The sequence below is a fragment of the Amycolatopsis sp. NPDC004079 genome (genome assembly GCF_040610415.1).
Lineage (GTDB): Bacteria > Actinomycetota > Actinomycetes > Mycobacteriales > Pseudonocardiaceae > Amycolatopsis > Amycolatopsis halotolerans.
The window spans coordinates 182437-198083 of sequence record NZ_JBEXMH010000007.1 but is presented as its reverse complement, the minus strand read 5'-3'; the positions used below and the strand labels follow the sequence as shown (position 1 = coordinate 198083).

Here is a 15647-nt window from a genome sequence, read left to right as displayed (position 1 = left end):
CGCTCGTGTCCGCCGTCGTCGTCTCGATCGCCTCCCGCACCCAGCTCGCCCGGCACGAAGTGTCACTCGTCGCGCGCGACGTCGGCACCGCGAGAGAGTGCTGGCACGCCGCCCACTCCGGGAGCGCGCTCGCCCGGTTCGCGAGGGACATCGACGGCGGACGGCGCCGCTTCGTCGAACTGCTCTGGGTCGGCGACGGCCCCGCCTCTCCCCAGACCGCCACGCTCGCCGCCGCGCACGACAGCACGGTGCTGGTCCTGGGAACGACCCCGCTCGCCGACGGACTGCGCGCCGCGCTCGACCGTGCCGGCGGCTGCGCGGGCCTGAGCCTCGCGCCGCTGCCCGAGCTGCGGACCCCGCTGCACGCGCTGGCGCCGCTGCTGCCGCGCAGGACCCGCACGATCCTGGAACAGGCGGGGTTCCGCGACGTCGAAGAACTCGCGGCGGTGCCCCCGGCGCACTGGACAGGACTGGACCGCATCGCGACCGCACGCGCGGAGCAGATCGGCAATGCGCTGGCGTTCCGCCGCCGACACCTGGCGTTCGCTGCCGCGGAACGGCGGGACCAGATCGCGGCCGGTCTCGCACCCGCCGCCCTCGCCCGGCTCGCGCCGCTGATCGACGCGCTGGCCGCGTCCGACCTGGCCGCGGACGTCGCGGGAGACGTCTGCCGTCGCCTGGCCCGCGCGGAGACCCCCGTGCCGCCGGACGCGACCGGCCCCGCGCCTCTGGCGCCCGCCGAACCCGGCCCGCCCCGGCAGGAGGCGGCGCGATGACCGTGCTGCTCCCGCTCGCCGAGCAGATCGGGCACGCCAACATCCCGGCGGTCGTCGTGGCCGGCGGGGCGCTGCTGTCCGTGCCGTCGGCGGCGCTGCTGTTCGCGCGGCGGCGCCCGGACCCGCCCAACCCCGACGGCATCACCGTGCAGGCCCTCGCGGCACGGCTGGCGGCGGAGAAAGCCGCCGAGCACCCGGAGATCGACGTTCCGGTCCCGCGCACGGACGAGCCCTGCCGGGTCACCGACCGCGCGGGCCACGTCCCCCGCACCGGTCAACCCCCGGTGCTACACGCCCCCCATCCTCGCCTGTATCTCGGGCATCCACCGCGCCCGCAGGCCCCGGCCCCGCCGGATCTCGTTGCGCCGCAACGCCCCGGCCGGAACGCGCCAGGTGAACGGACCGCCGGAAACGCCGCGCCGCCGCGGTCGTGGCCGCAGCGCGACCCGGACGCCCCGCGCCCCGGCGAACACGCCCGATTTGAAAGGACAACAGCGTCGCGATGACCGAGGAACCACCCGCCCCACCGGCCCCGTCCGGCAGCGGCCGCGACGCCGCGGGAGACCGCGCCCCGGCACTGCCCGCCGCCGCGGAGGAGAAACCGGCCGGAAGCGGGCAGACCGGCAGCGAGGTCTGCACAGGCCTCGCCGCCGGTGCCGATGCGGGCCCCATGCTGACCGGCGTCTGCAGCCGCGGCGCCGCGCCGCCGCCCGGCGAAGGACCGGCCGAGCACCCCGAACCGGCCCGCCGCCCGGACCGGGCGGCACGGCCCGCGCTCCGGCAGGCGGCTCCTGCCCGCCGCGCGGCCCGCGCCGCGCGCAGGGCGCTGTCGGACCGGTTGGACCGGGGCGTCCCCTTCGACACCGACCAGTGGCTGGTCGCCGTCACATGGTGCCTGTTTCCCGCGGTCTGCGCGGCGGCGATGACGTGGAGCGGGGCCTACTACGTCGAGTACCCGGCGCTGCCGGTGTACATCGCGGCGACAGCGGGAGGCGGCGCGGGAACGGCGCTGGCGATCTGGCGAGGACCGCGCATGTCTGTGCGGTCGGCCTTGCTTCTCCCCCATCTTCCGGTGATCGGCGCGGTACTGCTCTTGAGCCACTTCGTCCCGGACCCCGTCTGGCCCGACCCCCGCGCCGATCTCGACGCCTACCGCGGGAACTGCCTCGTTGGAACCCCCTATAGCGGGACATCGATCCAGGCGATGCAGCTCGCCGCCGGCGCCATCACCGTCGTTCCCGCGCGAGGGCCCGAAATCCGGTTCCGCGAGACCGGCCACCGGTGGCCGTCCGCCGAACGCGCCCACATCGACGGAGAGAGCGTCGTCCCCGCCGACGCCGCGACCCGCGCCGTCCTCGACTCGCTCGGCTGCCGCTGAGCCGCCCGCACCGAAGGAGACACCCCCCACCATGCGCACCCGGTCCGCGGACGGCGCCAGCGGCCGTCCCCGCCCGCCCGCGACGCCCCGGCCCGGCGGGACCCCGCCACGCCGGCCCCCGGCCGCCGGAGCCCTCGCGGTCGCCGTCCCGCTCCTGGCCGTCGCGGCGATCCTGCTCGCGGGATGCTCCGGCCGGGCCCCGGCGAGTCCCGCCCCGCCTGCCCCGAGCGCGTCACCGCACGCCTCGCCCGGTTCCCCGCCCGACCCCGGCGTCCCGGCGGTCGCGCGCCCGATCGACATCGCCCGGCTCAAGCAGCACCCGTGCGACGGCTTGACGTCGGACCAGATTTCCGTTCTGCTCGGCGATCCCGTGCGGGTACTCCCGTCCCCGCACGGCGCCGGCGGGCCCGGCTGCTCCTGGACCGCAGCGCGGCCGACGCCGCCCGGCGAGGACCCGGCAAGCGTGATCCTCATCGTCCCCGACGTCGACAAGCTCGGCCTGACAAGCATCTACCGCGCCAAAGGCGGGGCCTACCCGTTCTTCCTGCCCCTCGACCCGATCGACGGCTACCCGGTCGTCGCCTACGGCACGGCCGACGTCCGGGCCAAGGGGCAATGCGACGTCGCGCTGGGAACCAGCGACACCGAAACCGTCAACATCGCGGTCGACCAGTCCGCCGCGCACAAAGGCGAGCAGGACCCGTGCCAGTCCGCGCGAGGCGTGCAGGAAACGGTGTACCGCAACCTGCGGCGCTGACCGCCCGCACCGCCGCGCCGAGCCCCTTCGCATCGCCGATTTCGCTGCGACTGAAAGGAAAAAGGACGTGAACAGGATCCCCGGCGCGGCCGCAGCGCTGCTCCTCGCCGTCGGCGCCGCGCTCGCCGCGGCCTGCGCGGGACCCGGGTCGCCCGCGCCGCCCGCATCCACGGCGCGGCCCTCGCCCGCCGTCCCGCTGCCCTACGCAGGAGCCCCGAAAGTCGACCGGCCCCTGCCTCCTAGCGTCTTGTCCGGAGACCCGTGCCGCGAAGCCCTGACCGCCGCGCAGCTCAAAGACATCCTCGGCGCCACCGACCCGCCCCGATCCGAGGACGTCCCGGCCACCGGGCCGGCCTGCCGGTGGGACCACCCGGACTCCGGCGCCGGGCTGAACGTGTTCTACGACATCCGCACGCACCAGGGCCTGAGCGCGGTCTACCGCAACAGCAAACCCCTGATGACCACCTGGCGGCCGATTCCCTCGGTCCACGGATTCCCTGCGGTCGCGTTCGCGGCCTACACCGGTATCGGCGCTGACGATTCGTGCGACGTCAGCATGGGGATCGCGGACGACTACACCGTCGATGCGGCACTGAACCTCGGCGCCAGCAAAGCCGGAAAAGCCGACGCGTGCGAGCTGACGGTCAAGGTCGCCGACATGGTCATCGCCAACCTCAGCCGGAAGGCGGGCCGGTGACGCGCTTTCCGCCGCTGCCCGGCCGCCAGCGCCCCCGCGACCGCCCCCGCTGCCCACGCATCACGGGACGCCGGCGACCGGAACCCGGTCCCGGACCGCGAGCAGCTGGCGACCCTTTTCCCGGCAATGCCCACCGCTCCACGTACGGCGGCGGCCCCGGCGGGCACGCCCTCGAGCCGGAACAGGCACGCCGTCTCACGACCCGGTGACGGCGATCGCAGACACACCCGAAGATCCGCCGACAGAGGCGGGATACCGAGAGGAACCACCCGATGCCCCGCGTCCGCCGCACCGCGCTCGTCGTCGGATCCGCCGTGCTCGCCGCCGCGTGCTCCCACAGTCCGGCGGGCGGCCAAGCGGACACCGCCGCTACCGCGACCGTGCGCTCCGCTGCGCTGCCGCACAGCGGAGCGCCCAAAGTCGAGCATCCGCTGCCCGCCTCGGTGCTGTCGGGCGACCCCTGCAAGACAGCACTGACCCCGGCCCAAGTGGAGAGCATCATCTCGGTGGCGCCGCCGGGCAAGCTCAGGAACATCGGCGGTCTCGGGCCGAGCTGCCGGTGGAGCAACATCGACTCCGGCTCCGCGATCAGCACGGGCTACGTGACCGAGGACCACCAAGGGCTCAGCGCCGTCTACCGAAACAGCAAACCGAAGGCGAAACTCTGGCGGCCGCTGCCTCCCGTCCAAGGATTTCCCGCGGTCGCGTTCACAGTCGATCTCGGCGACGGCCTGTGCCAGGTCAGCGTCGGCACCGCGGACGACCTGTCCATCGACGTGACGATCAGCCTCGGCGAGAGCACAAAGGGCAACACCGACCCCTGCACCGTCGCGGGACAGGCCGCCGACATGGTCATCGCCAATCTCCGGCGGCGGGCGGAAGGCTCGCGGTGAACGGCGACGAAACCCGCGCCCCCTGCCCAGCGCGGGCGGCGGGACGCTTCCGGCGCGGGCCTGCGTCGCCGGCTTCGGCCGTCGCAGCCGCGGTCGCGACGGCGTTGGTCTCCGCCTGCTCGGATCCCGTCCGAGCCCCTGCCGCGCAACCCTCGAGCCCCGCCCCGACGACGGCGACCGCGCCGCCGCACAGCGCCTCGGCCGGGACGGTGCCCGGCCCCGGCGTGCCGGGGGTGGCGAACCCCCTCGACATCACCCGGTTCAAGCGGAACCCCTGCGAAACCCTGACCCCGCCGCAAATCTCGGACCTCCTCGGCGACCGCACGCGGATCCGCCCAGACCCGCACGGCCCGGTCGGACCGGCCTGCGGCTGGTTCAACCACGCGACAGCGGCGACCGTCGCGGTCCTGTACCCCAACATCAACGACCTCGGCCTGACGTCGGTCTACCGCGCCAAAGGCGGCGCCTACCCGTTCTTCCTCGCCCTAGAACCCGTCGACGGATACCCCATCGTCGCCTACGGCGAAGACGATCCCCGCCCCCGGGGCGAATGCGACGTCGCGACGGGTGTCAGCGACCGCGAAACCCTCGTCGTCTCGATCACCCAGTCCCGCGCCCGCACAGGAGAACGGGACCCGTGCCAATCCGCCCGCGACATAGCGAAACAGGCGCTCGGCAACCTGCGCCGCGGCTGAGCAGACAACCTTGACAGCAAAGGAAAAACTCCGATGAGCGACGACAACAGCCCCGCACAGAACACCGGCACGGACCCGGAGCCGTCCGCCGAACCCTGGCCCCCGCCCGTGGAAAAGCTCCGCGACGCCGTCGCACCGAAGCAACCGGAAAGCCGCCGGTGATGCGCACGGACCGCTCCCGCACAGCCTTGCTCGCGCTGCTGCTGACCGCCGTACTGGCCGCCTGCGGCGGCAACGCGGGAAACCCCGATCCCGTGCTCGGCACCGAATCGCCTAGCAAAGCCCGGAAACCCTCGGCAGGGGTTCCCACGGTCGCGAGCCCGCTGCCAGCGTCTCTCGTCCAAGGCGACCCCTGCACCGTGCTGACCGACGCACAGGTGAAGACGTTGTTCTCCGGTGCAACGCCGCAGGTGCAACCGTCGCAGGACACCGGGGTCGCCAAACAATGCCGGTGGTCGAATCCGAGCCGCGGCTCAGGCATCGGCGTGCAACTCGTGTACGCGTGGAAAGACGGTCTCGGCCACGTTTACGCGAAGAAGAACGAAGGCTTCTTCGAAGAACTCGCACCCGTGCAGGGCTACCCCGCGGTGGCTTACGGGCCGACCGACGACCGGGCGACCGGCCGATGCAGCGTCGCGATCGGCATCGCTGACGACGCCGCTTTCGAGGTGGATGTGAAACTGGCCGATTCTCAAGCGGGGAAAGGCGCCGATCCCTGCCAGGACGCCCAGCACGTCGCAGACCTCGCCCTCGCCACGATGCGGAAGGGGCGAGCGTGACAGCGTGCCGGCACGGCGTGCGTGCGGCGCTCGCGCTCGGCGCGGCAGCCGCCGTCGCGGCCGGCTGCTCCGGCATCGTCCCCGTCGTCGCGCACGGGGGCGGCGCGCAGCAACCGGGGGCCGCGCCGCCGCGCAGCGACCCGGCCGCGACGGCCCCCGGCCCCGGCGTGCCGAAGGTAGCGAACCCTATCGACGTCACCCGGTTCAAGCAGAATCCGTGCGACGCCTTGACTTCAGCGCAGATCTCGGACCTCCTCGGCGGCAATGCCCGGGTCAAGCCGGACCCGCACGGTCCCGGCGGCCCGGCTTGCGGATGGTTCTCCCAGGCGCAGCTAGTGGTCGTCTTCCCTGCCGTTGACAAGCTGGGTCTGACGTCGATCTACCGCGCCAAGGGCGGGGCCTACCCCTTCTTCCTGCCTCTCGACCCGGCGGACGGGTACCCCGTCGTCGCCTACGGAGAAGCCGACCGCCGGGCCAGCGACGGCGCGTGCGACATCGCGGTCGGCACCAGCGACCGCGAAACCCTGGTCGTCTCGATCACCCAATCCCCAGGCCGCAAAGGCGAAACCGATCCGTGCGAATCCGCCCGCCGCATCGCAGGCCGCGTCCAGGCCAACCTCCGGCACTGACCCCGGACCCGCCCGCCCCGTCCGACACCAGGAGAACTCCCCCGCCCATGCCCCTCCGCGACGACCGCACCGACGACCGCACCCGCCCCAGGACGCGACCGGGCCCCGGCCGGTCCCGGCGACGCCGCCCCGCCGCGGCCGCGCTGGCCGCCGTCGTGGCGGCAGCCGGCGCGTTCGCGGCCGGGTGCGACCCCGCGCCGCTGCGCGACCGGCTCTGCCACGGCTCGCCTGCCCTGCGCTGCCTGCACACGCTGCTGCGGTCGCACGGGATCCGGGCAGCGGCCGCAGTTCCCGCCGCCGCGCACGCTGTGTCCACTGTGGACCCGGGACGTCGGGAGCGGGCGTCGTGACCGCCCGGCGGACCGTGCCGCGAGCCCCGGTCCAGCTGCCGCCGTCGCCGACGCTGCTGGTCGGCCGCGACGCCGACCTGGCCCGGCTCGACGAGATCGCCGACCGGCCCGGCCCGCGCCTGGTCGTGGTCAGCGGGGTCGCCGGGATCGGCAAGACGGCGGTGGCGCTGCGCTGGCTGCACGACCGGCGCTCCCGGTTCCCCGGCGGGATCCTGCACGCCCGGCTCGCCCCCGGGCCCGAGATCTCCGACGCCGAGACCGACGTGCTGCTGCACGGCTTCCTCTGCGCGCTGGGCGTGCCGCCCGGCGAGATCCTCGAGGCGCCGGGACAGCGGGCCGGGCAGTTCCGGGCGCTGACCGACGGCCGCGCGTTCGCCGTGCTGCTCGACCACGCGTGGCGCAGCGAGGACGTCCGCGCCCTGCTGCCCAGCAGCGAGCGGGCGGTCGTGGTCGTCACCAGCCAGTCGCAGCTGCCCGCTCTCGTGCTCGACGGCGCCGAACAGCTGGTGCTCTCGCCGCTGTCCCCCGATCACGCGCGCGAGCTGTTCGTCCGCCGCGCCCGCCCCGTCGACGTCGCCCCGGCCGACGTCGACGCCGTTCTCCAGCGCTGCGGCGGGCTGCCGCTGTCGGTCTCGATCGAAGCAGCGCGATGGCGCACCCGCCCGCACCGCAGCGCCCGCACGGCCGCCCCGCCCGACACACCCTGGCAGACAGGAGATTTCGCAACCATGGCCTCGGTTTACGACTCCGCGTACCAATCCGTGCCCGACCCGGTCCGCCGCTACTACCGGGGACTGGGCAGACTGCCCTTCACCTACCACGACCCCGACGTGCTCGCCGAGGCGTTCAACTGCACGATCAAAGAACTGCAGAAGGCCTTCGAGTCCCTGGCCGAAGTCAACTTCCTCGACGAGCCGCACGAGAACGCCGTGGCGCTGGTCGGGATGGTCCGGCCCGACGCGCGCCGCCGCGCGGACGCCAGCGGCGAGGACGCCGACCTCCTGCTCCGCTACATCCGGGCGCTGGCCGCCAGAGTCTCCGCCGGCAGCAAGGACGTCCATTCCTTCCGGCCCCGGCTCGAACCCGACGCCGACACCGACGGCCCGGCGGTGTTCGCCACCCCCGGCGACGCGATGCAGTGGTGGCACCGGCACCGCGAGGCCGTCTACGCCGTCGCCGCCGAAGCCGCCGCCGACGAAAGCCTCAACGAGGACCTGTGGAGGCTGGCCGAAGCGGTGTGGGGGTTTTTCCTGCACCTGCGCGACTACGACCGGTTCCGGGAGCTGTGCCTGGCCGGCCTCGAAGCCGCCCGGCAGTGCCGGAACCCGACGGCCGAAGCGCTGATGCACTTGCAGGCGGGCTTCGCCGACAGCGAGCAGGGCCGCCTGGACGACGCCCTGGCCCACCTCGAGGCCGCGCAGGAGATCGGCGAGCGGGAACAGTCCGGACCGATCCTGGCCACGTGCTGCTCCCGGCGGGCGCGCGACGCCCGCGCCCGCGGCCGCCTCGAGGGTCCCGACGGCGCGCTGGCCTGGTACGAGCGCAGCATCGAGAAACACTTCGAGATCGGCCGGCCGCGCGGCGCGCACATGGGCCGCCGCCGCCGCGCCGAGGTGCTGATCATGCTGGGCCGCGAGAACGAGGCATGGCGGGAGCTGATCGAGGTGGCCCGCTACATGGAAGCCATCGGCGACGTCGCCCAGCTGGCGAAAGCACTCGTCCCGTTCGCCGACATGCAAGCCCGCCACGGCGAGCGCGACGCGGCCCGCGACCGGCTGCAGGAGGTGCTCGCGCAGGCGGAGAACATCCAGTCCGCGGAAACCGAGGAGCTGCTCCGCACCGCTCTCGCCGCCCTCGAACCCGCCGCAGGCGACACGGCCCCCGACGACACCTCCACGCACGACGGACAGGACGTCTCCCTGCCCGCTGGCCTGCAGCAGCCCGCTGCCTCGCACCAGGACGCGGACAACAGGCCCGCGGCCGCGACCGACGCCGAGGACTGCGCCAGGAACGAGAACCGATGACCCCCGGACACCTGATCGCCCCGCCCGGACGATTCCCCCTCCGGGCCCGCGACGGAGCCGTCACGTCCGCATCCCAGCCGATCCCAGCCGACCCCGCCACACCGCGTACCCGGACCCTTGCCATCGGGAGCAGAGCATGACCTATACGGAGATCGACCTCGCCTACTTCAACTACGCGCACGGCGGCATCGTGAATCCCACCGACAGGGCGGAGGAACCGCCGGGCGGCTACGACTTCTCCGGCCTGGTCCGGACGATGCGCGAGCGCTGGCCGCACGTGCTCGTCATGGGCGAGGGCGACTATTACGAGTTCTGGGGCGGCGCGGGGATGTGGGGTGCCGCCGAGGCCATGCGCGACGCCGGGGGCCGGGCGTACGTGCCGCTGGTGTGCGGACTCCCCCGTCAGACCGGACCGTTCGCTCCGGTCATCTTCTTCGACGCGCAAACCCTGATCGTGAAACGTTTTTTCGATCACCGCGCTCCGGATTTCGCAGCACGCAACAGGAATCTTCTGATGGTGCGGCCAGCCGGAGGAAAAGAGATCCTGTATCTGGCCACGGGCCACGGCGACATCGGCGACGCGATCTACCGCCAGGCCGACGCCAAAGACCACCGCCGGCTGGCGTACAAGGACCGGCTGAGTGCGGTGCTGATGGACTTCAACGAACACCTCTCCGGGCCGAACCACGAACTGCCCGACCTGGGGGACCCGGCGAAATACGACCAACCCCCCAAGCACGACCACCGGCTCCGGAACACCCGCGGCGTACCGGACCGGCCCTACCGGCGCGACACCAGCGCACTGGACTACCTCTGCGGGCACTGGAACTACGAGAAGAACAGGCGCGAGGACGGGATCGGATTCGTCGACGCCGCCGAACAAGCGGAGATCTACACCGGCACCAACCTGCCCGTGCCGTCCGGGCGCCAGTGCGCGCAGCTCGACCACATCCTGCTGAGCCCGGCCCTCGCCGAGCGGGTGGTGCCCGGCTCGACCAAGATCCACGACCCTGTCGATCCGGACAACCCCGACAGCGACCACAAACGGATCAGCGTCACCGTGCGAGTCGGATAGCCGCCTCGCGCAGCCCGCGCACGCAGCCTCCGGGAGACACGCCGACGCCCGGCTGGCAGAAGGACACCGCCGTCGCACGCGGCGCGCCAGGACACCCCTCTCTCCCGAGGCCAAGGACAGCCCCGAACGCGCACCCGAAGACCATGAGAGGACGACGGTCTATGACCGACGGATTCCTGATCGACCCGGACACCCGGCTTCCCCTGCGGCCCCGCTGCGGAGCTTTCGCGCCCACGGCAGAACCGATCGGCGCCGGCCCCGCGACGCCCTTCGGGCTCACGCGGCGCGTCGCGGCCGTCCCGCGCGACGCGGTCTTCGTCACCGCCGCGGACGGCCGCCTGGTCATGGCCAGCCCGCAGGGAACCCCGTTCACCACGAACGGCGGCGGCCGCTATTTCGATTCCGGCGAAGACCTCTGACCGAGACAAGGAGGGCGAGCGCGTGAACACCGAATCGCGCCCGGGCGCCGGCACGGTGCTGGTGCTGACCGAGCCGGGCGACACGGCCGCCGGGCTGGTGGTCGCGGAGCTGCACCGGCTCGGCGAGCGGACGTTGTGGCTGGATCCCGGCGACTTCCCCCTCGCCGTGGAGGTCAGCGCGTATTTCGACGACGACGGCGGATGGAGCGGCGAGATCCGCGGCCCGGACGGATCCGCGAGCCTGCGCGACGTCCGCGGGGTCTACGTGCGCAGGCCGAGCTCGTTCGTGTTCCCTGCGCAGATGACCGACGCCGCACGGCGCTACGCCGAACGCGAAGCCCGCCGCGGCTTCGTCGGTCTCCTGCTGACCCTGGACAGCACCTGGGTCAACCACCCGGCGCGCGTCGCCGACGCGGAATACAAACCGGTGCAGTACGCGGTCGCCGCGGAATGCGGGCTGGCGGTGCCGCGCACGGTGGTCACCAACGCCCCCCGCGCCGCTGCCGCCCACCGCGCGCACCTGGGACCCGCGCGCGTGCACAAAACCCTCGCCTCCCCCACCGTCGTCGACGGGGACAAACTCGCGCACGTCTTCACCACCCCGGCCGCGGACGCCGACGTCGGAGACGCCGGAGTGGCGCTCACCGCTCACCAATTCCAGCAGCGCGTCCCGAAGACGAGGGACGTGCGGGCGATCGTCGTCGGCGACCGGGTGTTCGCGGCGAACATCCACGGAGACCAGCTCGACTGGCGCGCCGACTACGACGCGCTGTCCTACGAACCCACGACCCTCCCGCCCGCGACCGAAGCGGGACTGCTGCGGATGACTGCCAGGCTGGGAATCTCGTTCGCTGCGGCGGATTTCGCCGTGGACGCGAAGGAGCGCCATTGGTTCCTCGACCTCAATCCGAACGGGCAATGGGACTGGATCCAGGACGCCACGGGCCTGCCCATCGCCGCCGCCATCGCCGCCGAACTCACCGCAGACCGCGGCCCGCGACCTGTGGGCTGAGCCCGCCGGGCGCGGTTCCGCCGCAGCGGCAGAGCCGGATTCCCCTTGTCCCGCAAAGGAACGACACGAATGCGAAGATCCGCCACCGCGGCCGCCGAGGACACCAACGCACCCGCGCCGTCCGCGTCGCCCGCCGAGCTGTACGCCGACGCCGCCCGGTGGCGCCCGCCCGCGACGGACCTGGACCACCCCTCCCTCGGACGGGTCGAAGACCACGCCCTCGGCGGCGACGCATCCTGGGCGATCGACCGCCTCTGGTACCAGGAGGCCGTCAGGGCTGTTCCGTACCTGCCCCTAGCCTTCCGCATCGCGCACGGGTTCGTGGGCCGGGCCTTCGACACGGCCTACTCCGCGGGCATCCGCCGCTTCCTGCTCGTGGGCGACGCCTTGCCCTACCGCAACGCGGTGGTCGCTCGTGCTCTCGCCTTTCCCGGCAGCCGCGTCGTGCACGCCGGCCGGGACCGCTGCTCCAAGGCCCACTGGACATGCTTCGCCCAGCAGCAGCGCGCGCCGATCGAATGGGTCACCAGCGACTTCGCCGTCCCGGGAACGATCCTGTACGCCGAGCCCACGCGGCGGCTGCTGAACGACGGCGACCCGGTCGGGCTGGTGCTCGCCAACGCCCTGGAAACGGTGCACGACACCGACGCCGCCACCGCCGCGCTGCGCGCCTGCACCGACCGCCTCCCGCCCGGCAGCATGGTCATCGCCGCCCACCCCAGCACCGACGGCCTCGACCCCGGCGAACGGGACCTCGCCGAGCGGATGCACGAGCTGTACGAAGACGACGGCCCCGCGCCGCAGCCGCCCGGCTTCCTTCGCCCGCCGCGCCGGAGACTGCGCACCGCCGAGGAATTCGCCCGCCTCCTCGACGGACTCGACCTCCTCCCGCCGGGCATCGTCCACGCCGACGACTGGCACAACCCCCGCCCGACCTTCCACGACCCGGCGTATTCGCTGTGCCTGGCCGCCGTCGCCGCCCTCCCTGAACGCCGGCCCTCCACCGGTCCGGCGGGCACCGCCGCATGACCGGCACAGCAGCGGAGCGCTCGACCCGCTCAGTCTCCGAGGCGGTCCCTCGCCAGCACCGCCTTCAGCGCGGACAGGAACTCCGGCACCTGCCGCCCGAACCGCGCCAGGTCGCGCTCTGCCTCGAAGCCGCCGAACCAGGACAGTCCCGGCGTGCCGTCCGCTGCCGGGTCCAGGCCGGCGAACGCCGCGAGCCACCGTTCGGTCTCGCCCAGCGCCACCGCGTAGGGCAGCGACCGCGAGAACACCGTCTCCCGGTCCGCCGGGGACTCGATGTCCTCGGCGCGTGCCTCGCGCAGGAAGCGGCGCAGGCCGGCGATCTGCGCGGCGACCGCGCCGCCGCGGGCGGTGCGGGCAGGCAGCTGCGCGCGGGCCGCGCCCACGCTCGCACCGGCGATCGCGACCGCTACGCCCAGCAGCGCGTGGCCGACGGTGAACGCCAGCACCGCCGTCGCCGCCGCGCCCAGCGCGAACACCACCATGCCGGGCAGCGCGAGCCTGCCCGGAGACAGATCCGGGCGGCGGGAGAACCAGCCGCGGTCAACGACATCGCGGTACATCGCGTCCCGGATCGCGGCAGTGCCGAGACCGTCCACTTGCGACAGAAGCACCGTGTCCATGCCCGGCGGCAGCAGCGCGTCAAGCACCCGACGCTCGTACTCGAGGACGCCTCCGTCGGGCGGGCTACGGCGCGAGATCTGCCAGTCCGGGCCGGGCAGCTCGGCCAGCCACAGGTAGCCCCGGACCGCGAGGTCGAGCGCGGTCGCGGCGACGTCCGCCGGATCGGCCCACCCGTCCGCCACGGTGCCGACCTGCCCGGGCAGGATACCGTCGGGCGAGGCGAACACCGTCCGCCCGTCGCGGCGCACCAGAACGTCGACGGCGACCTCGACGTCGACGGTGCCCGCTTCTCGTCTCCGCAGCCACGCCATGACATTGGCCATGACCGTCAGAACGGCGAGCGTCACCAGCGCGACGTCCTCCGCGGGCCCGAAGGCGAACGGGCCGGCCGTCGCCTCCTCCGCAAGCCTCGGCGCGGCCTGTGCGTTCGCCGGTGCGGTGCCCGGCGGCAGCGTCGCCGACACCTCCATCGAATCCCCGGCCCGCAGACCGCGCTGCTGCGCGCGCAGCACGCCGGTCCCGTCGATCTCGGCCTGTGTACACGCCTGCCGCCCGCCGACCACGCACGCCACCGGCTCCGCCGGACGCTCCGGCGCGAGCAGCGACACCCGCACCTCCCGGACCGACTGGTCGAACCCGCCCAGCGCCGGCCACCGCACCAGCTGGCCGCCGGCGACATCCGACAGCGCGCCGTCCACGGTGAACACCGCCGTGGACTCGCCGGACGGGAACGTCAGGCCGAGCCGGTCGTCGGTCCAGGCAGACTCGGACGCCCGGGTGAGGGCGGCCGACCGCACCGTGTAGACGCGGTCCGTCTCGCCTTCGCCGGGGACGCGCAGCGGCAGATCGGCCGCCAGCTGTCCTCCGTCGGGGACGGTGACCTTCTCCGTCACCTGCAGACCGCCGTCGCGCAGCAATTTCAGCCCGATGTCGGCTACGGCTCCGGAAACCGTGGAACCGCCGTCTGCCGAATGCGTTCCCTGTCCGGGATACGCCGCCGCCGGCGCTATTCCGGCCAGCACGGTCGAAACGGCGACAGCCGCCGCGGAAACCCATTTTCTCGCCACGCCCGAAACCTTAGAGCAATACAGCTAGGGTGGGCGGGGCGGCAACGAACAAAGCCGACCACGCGGAAAAAGCAATCGTAGGGGGAATGCCGATGACCTGGCCACCGCAGGGCGGACCGTACCCGGTGCCGCCCGCCGCGCCGCCGCTGCCGCCGCCGTACCCGCTGCCGCCCGGGCGGGGAATGCCGCCAGGGCAACACTTTCCCGCCTGGCATCCCGTTCCCCCGCCGCCGCAGGCCCACAACGGGCCCCCGTATTCCCCTGTTCCTACGGGGTATTCCGTCCCGCCGCCCGCCGTCCCGGTCATGCCGCCGTACCCCTACACGAGCGGATACGGCCCTGCCGCGACCGCCGCTGCGCCCCGTGCCGGGCAGCCGCGCGCGAAACGGCGGAAAGTACTCGTCGTGCTGGGATCGCTGTTCGGCGCGGTCCTGCTGCTCGCCGTCGGCCTCGTCGTGGTCGGCGTCGTGGTCCACACGCAGAAGCACATCACTGCGGCGAGCACGCCCGAGCCGACCTATCCCACCGTCTACAGTGCACCCCCGCCCACTCGCTACACCGCCAGCAGCGCGCCGAGCACCTCGGACGCCCCCAGCACCCGCGCCACCAGCAGCGAACCTGCCGCCACGACCCGCGCCGAGCCGACGCCCGCGGGGCCGCGCCCGGTCAAAGCGTTGGCGGACAACCCGTTGTTCGGGCGCGCGGACATCGGTTTGCCGAACCGGCAATGCGCGCTCAGCCGCTGGGGGCCCGACCACGACCGGGCCGCACAGTTCTTCGCATCCGGGGTCCGGTGCCTGGACGCGGTGTGGTCCCAGGTACTGGCCGCCGCCGGCCTGCCGTTCGCTAGCCCGCACCTGGTGGTCGCCTCGTCCGGGCAGATGCAGAGCCCGTGCGGATCGGCCGGCGACAGTTTCGCCGCCTACTACTGCCCGACCAACCGCACTATCTACATGCCGCTCGACAAACTCCAAATCGAGCAATACGGTGCGCACCCCGGCATCTATCTCCCCGTGCTGGCGCACGAGTACGGGCACCACGTCCAGCAACTGTCCGGGGTGTCCGACGCGATGGACGACGCCCGCTATGACGCGGGCGCCGATTCCGCCGCCGGGCTGGAACTGTCGCGGCGCCTCGAATTGCAGGCGCAGTGCTTCAGCGGGATGTTCCTCGGCTCCGCCTACGCCGCAGGGGGCGGCGACGTCGATCGTAATATCTACACCGAAGCCTGGAACAGCGAGGACCGCGGCGACCACAATGGCGGCCCGCGCGACCACGGCAGCGATCAGCACGCCATAGCCTGGTGGCAGCACGGTGCGACCAAAAACCGGGTTCAGGAATGCAACACCTGGGCGTCGGACTCGTCGGAAGTCTCCTGACCGCCGCGGCGGCCCGGCCCGTTCCTCTCCGCAGGCGAACGGGAAGGGCTGGGCCGGACTGTCGCGG

At 73.2% G+C, this 15647-nt stretch carries 18 protein-coding genes; 17 read left to right on the top strand and 1 reads right to left on the bottom strand.

What is annotated here, in order from left to right:
* Window positions 1-5: 5 nt before the first annotated feature.
* The 16 genes from ABZX37_RS10885 to ABZX37_RS10810 all read left to right on the top strand — a co-directional run bounded on the left by ABZX37_RS10885 (window position 6) and on the right by ABZX37_RS10810 (window position 12513).
* Entirely contained in the window at window positions 6-776 is a 771-nt protein-coding gene (locus ABZX37_RS10885) for a hypothetical protein (RefSeq protein ID WP_354738209.1), read from the top strand.
* Window positions 773-1282, top strand: a complete 510-nt coding sequence (locus ABZX37_RS10880; protein ID WP_354738207.1) for a hypothetical protein — start codon at window positions 773-775, stop codon at window positions 1280-1282. Before ABZX37_RS10885 ends, ABZX37_RS10880 begins: the two co-directional genes overlap by 4 nt.
* The gene (locus tag ABZX37_RS10875; RefSeq protein ID WP_354738205.1) at window positions 1279-2154 is read left to right on the top strand and encodes a hypothetical protein; all 876 of its coding nucleotides are present in this window, start codon (window positions 1279-1281) and stop codon (window positions 2152-2154) included. Before ABZX37_RS10880 ends, ABZX37_RS10875 begins: the two co-directional genes overlap by 4 nt.
* Before the next feature lie 31 nt (window positions 2155-2185).
* The gene (locus tag ABZX37_RS10870; protein WP_354738203.1) at window positions 2186-2911 is read left to right on the top strand and encodes a DUF3558 domain-containing protein; all 726 of its coding nucleotides are present in this window, start codon (window positions 2186-2188) and stop codon (window positions 2909-2911) included.
* Between the two features lie 67 nt (window positions 2912-2978).
* Window positions 2979-3608: a DUF3558 domain-containing protein gene (locus tag ABZX37_RS10865; protein ID WP_354738201.1), complete on the top strand. Its 630-nt coding sequence runs from the start codon at window positions 2979-2981 to the stop codon at window positions 3606-3608.
* Window positions 3609-3880: 272 nt separating this feature from the next.
* On the top strand, window positions 3881-4501 hold the full coding sequence (locus ABZX37_RS10860; RefSeq protein WP_354738199.1) for a DUF3558 domain-containing protein: 621 nt from the start codon (window positions 3881-3883) through the stop codon (window positions 4499-4501).
* Window positions 4498-5196 (top strand): DUF3558 domain-containing protein, encoded by a 699-nt coding sequence (locus ABZX37_RS10855; protein WP_354738197.1) that lies wholly within the window; start codon window positions 4498-4500, stop codon window positions 5194-5196. The genes ABZX37_RS10860 and ABZX37_RS10855 overlap by 4 nt, the downstream gene beginning before the upstream one ends.
* A gap of 33 nt (window positions 5197-5229) precedes the next feature.
* A complete protein-coding gene (locus ABZX37_RS10850; protein WP_354738195.1) occupies window positions 5230-5358 on the top strand; it encodes a hypothetical protein in 129 nt (42 codons plus the stop codon).
* Complete coding sequence (locus ABZX37_RS10845) at window positions 5358-5975, top strand: DUF3558 domain-containing protein (RefSeq protein WP_354738193.1); 618 nt, start codon at window positions 5358-5360, stop codon at window positions 5973-5975. Before ABZX37_RS10850 ends, ABZX37_RS10845 begins: the two co-directional genes overlap by 1 nt.
* Window positions 5972-6604: a DUF3558 domain-containing protein gene (locus ABZX37_RS10840; protein WP_354738191.1), complete on the top strand. Its 633-nt coding sequence runs from the start codon at window positions 5972-5974 to the stop codon at window positions 6602-6604. Before ABZX37_RS10845 ends, ABZX37_RS10840 begins: the two co-directional genes overlap by 4 nt.
* Before the next feature lie 47 nt (window positions 6605-6651).
* A complete protein-coding gene (locus tag ABZX37_RS10835; RefSeq protein WP_354738189.1) occupies window positions 6652-6954 on the top strand; it encodes a hypothetical protein in 303 nt (100 codons plus the stop codon).
* Window positions 6951-8978 (top strand): NB-ARC domain-containing protein, encoded by a 2028-nt coding sequence (locus ABZX37_RS10830; protein WP_354738187.1) that lies wholly within the window; start codon window positions 6951-6953, stop codon window positions 8976-8978. Before ABZX37_RS10835 ends, ABZX37_RS10830 begins: the two co-directional genes overlap by 4 nt.
* A gap of 136 nt (window positions 8979-9114) precedes the next feature.
* The gene (locus ABZX37_RS10825; protein WP_354738185.1) at window positions 9115-10053 is read left to right on the top strand and encodes a hypothetical protein; all 939 of its coding nucleotides are present in this window, start codon (window positions 9115-9117) and stop codon (window positions 10051-10053) included.
* 161 nt (window positions 10054-10214) lie between these two features.
* Window positions 10215-10472: a hypothetical protein gene (locus ABZX37_RS10820; protein WP_354738183.1), complete on the top strand. Its 258-nt coding sequence runs from the start codon at window positions 10215-10217 to the stop codon at window positions 10470-10472.
* A gap of 22 nt (window positions 10473-10494) precedes the next feature.
* Entirely contained in the window at window positions 10495-11484 is a 990-nt protein-coding gene (locus ABZX37_RS10815; protein WP_354738181.1) for an MvdC/MvdD family ATP grasp protein, read from the top strand.
* A 69-nt stretch (window positions 11485-11553) separates the two neighbouring features.
* Window positions 11554-12513, top strand: coding sequence for an SAM-dependent methyltransferase (locus tag ABZX37_RS10810; protein WP_354738179.1), 960 nt, complete (start codon window positions 11554-11556; stop codon window positions 12511-12513).
* A 29-nt stretch (window positions 12514-12542) separates the two neighbouring features.
* Here the strand turns inward: ABZX37_RS10810 and ABZX37_RS10805 are convergent, their stop codons facing one another.
* Window positions 12543-14201, bottom strand: a complete 1659-nt coding sequence (locus ABZX37_RS10805; RefSeq protein WP_354738177.1) for a DUF2207 domain-containing protein — start codon at window positions 14199-14201, stop codon at window positions 12543-12545.
* A 92-nt stretch (window positions 14202-14293) separates the two neighbouring features.
* Between ABZX37_RS10805 and ABZX37_RS10800 the strand changes: the two genes are divergently transcribed.
* Entirely contained in the window at window positions 14294-15580 is a 1287-nt protein-coding gene (locus ABZX37_RS10800; RefSeq protein ID WP_354738175.1) for a neutral zinc metallopeptidase, read from the top strand.
* Window positions 15581-15647 lie beyond the last annotated feature (67 nt).

What these genes read in the sequence shown, in the direction of transcription:
- ABZX37_RS10850 (WP_354738195.1), top strand. Translation starts at nt 5,230, where the DNA reads ATGAGCGACGACAACAGCCCCGCACAGAACACCGGCACGGACCCGGAG.
- ABZX37_RS10875 (WP_354738205.1), top strand. Translation starts at nt 1,279, where the DNA reads ATGACCGAGGAACCACCCGCCCCACCGGCCCCGTCCGGCAGCGGCCGC.
- ABZX37_RS10860 (WP_354738199.1), top strand. Translation starts at nt 3,881, where the DNA reads ATGCCCCGCGTCCGCCGCACCGCGCTCGTCGTCGGATCCGCCGTGCTC.
- ABZX37_RS10800 (WP_354738175.1), top strand. Translation starts at nt 14,294, where the DNA reads ATGACCTGGCCACCGCAGGGCGGACCGTACCCGGTGCCGCCCGCCGCG.
- ABZX37_RS10870 (WP_354738203.1), top strand. Translation starts at nt 2,186, where the DNA reads ATGCGCACCCGGTCCGCGGACGGCGCCAGCGGCCGTCCCCGCCCGCCC.
- ABZX37_RS10820 (WP_354738183.1), top strand. Translation starts at nt 10,215, where the DNA reads ATGACCGACGGATTCCTGATCGACCCGGACACCCGGCTTCCCCTGCGG.
- ABZX37_RS10835 (WP_354738189.1), top strand. Translation starts at nt 6,652, where the DNA reads ATGCCCCTCCGCGACGACCGCACCGACGACCGCACCCGCCCCAGGACG.
- ABZX37_RS10810 (WP_354738179.1), top strand. Translation starts at nt 11,554, where the DNA reads ATGCGAAGATCCGCCACCGCGGCCGCCGAGGACACCAACGCACCCGCG.
- ABZX37_RS10880 (WP_354738207.1), top strand. Translation starts at nt 773, where the DNA reads ATGACCGTGCTGCTCCCGCTCGCCGAGCAGATCGGGCACGCCAACATC.
- ABZX37_RS10825 (WP_354738185.1), top strand. Translation starts at nt 9,115, where the DNA reads ATGACCTATACGGAGATCGACCTCGCCTACTTCAACTACGCGCACGGC.
- ABZX37_RS10845 (WP_354738193.1), top strand. Translation starts at nt 5,358, where the DNA reads ATGCGCACGGACCGCTCCCGCACAGCCTTGCTCGCGCTGCTGCTGACC.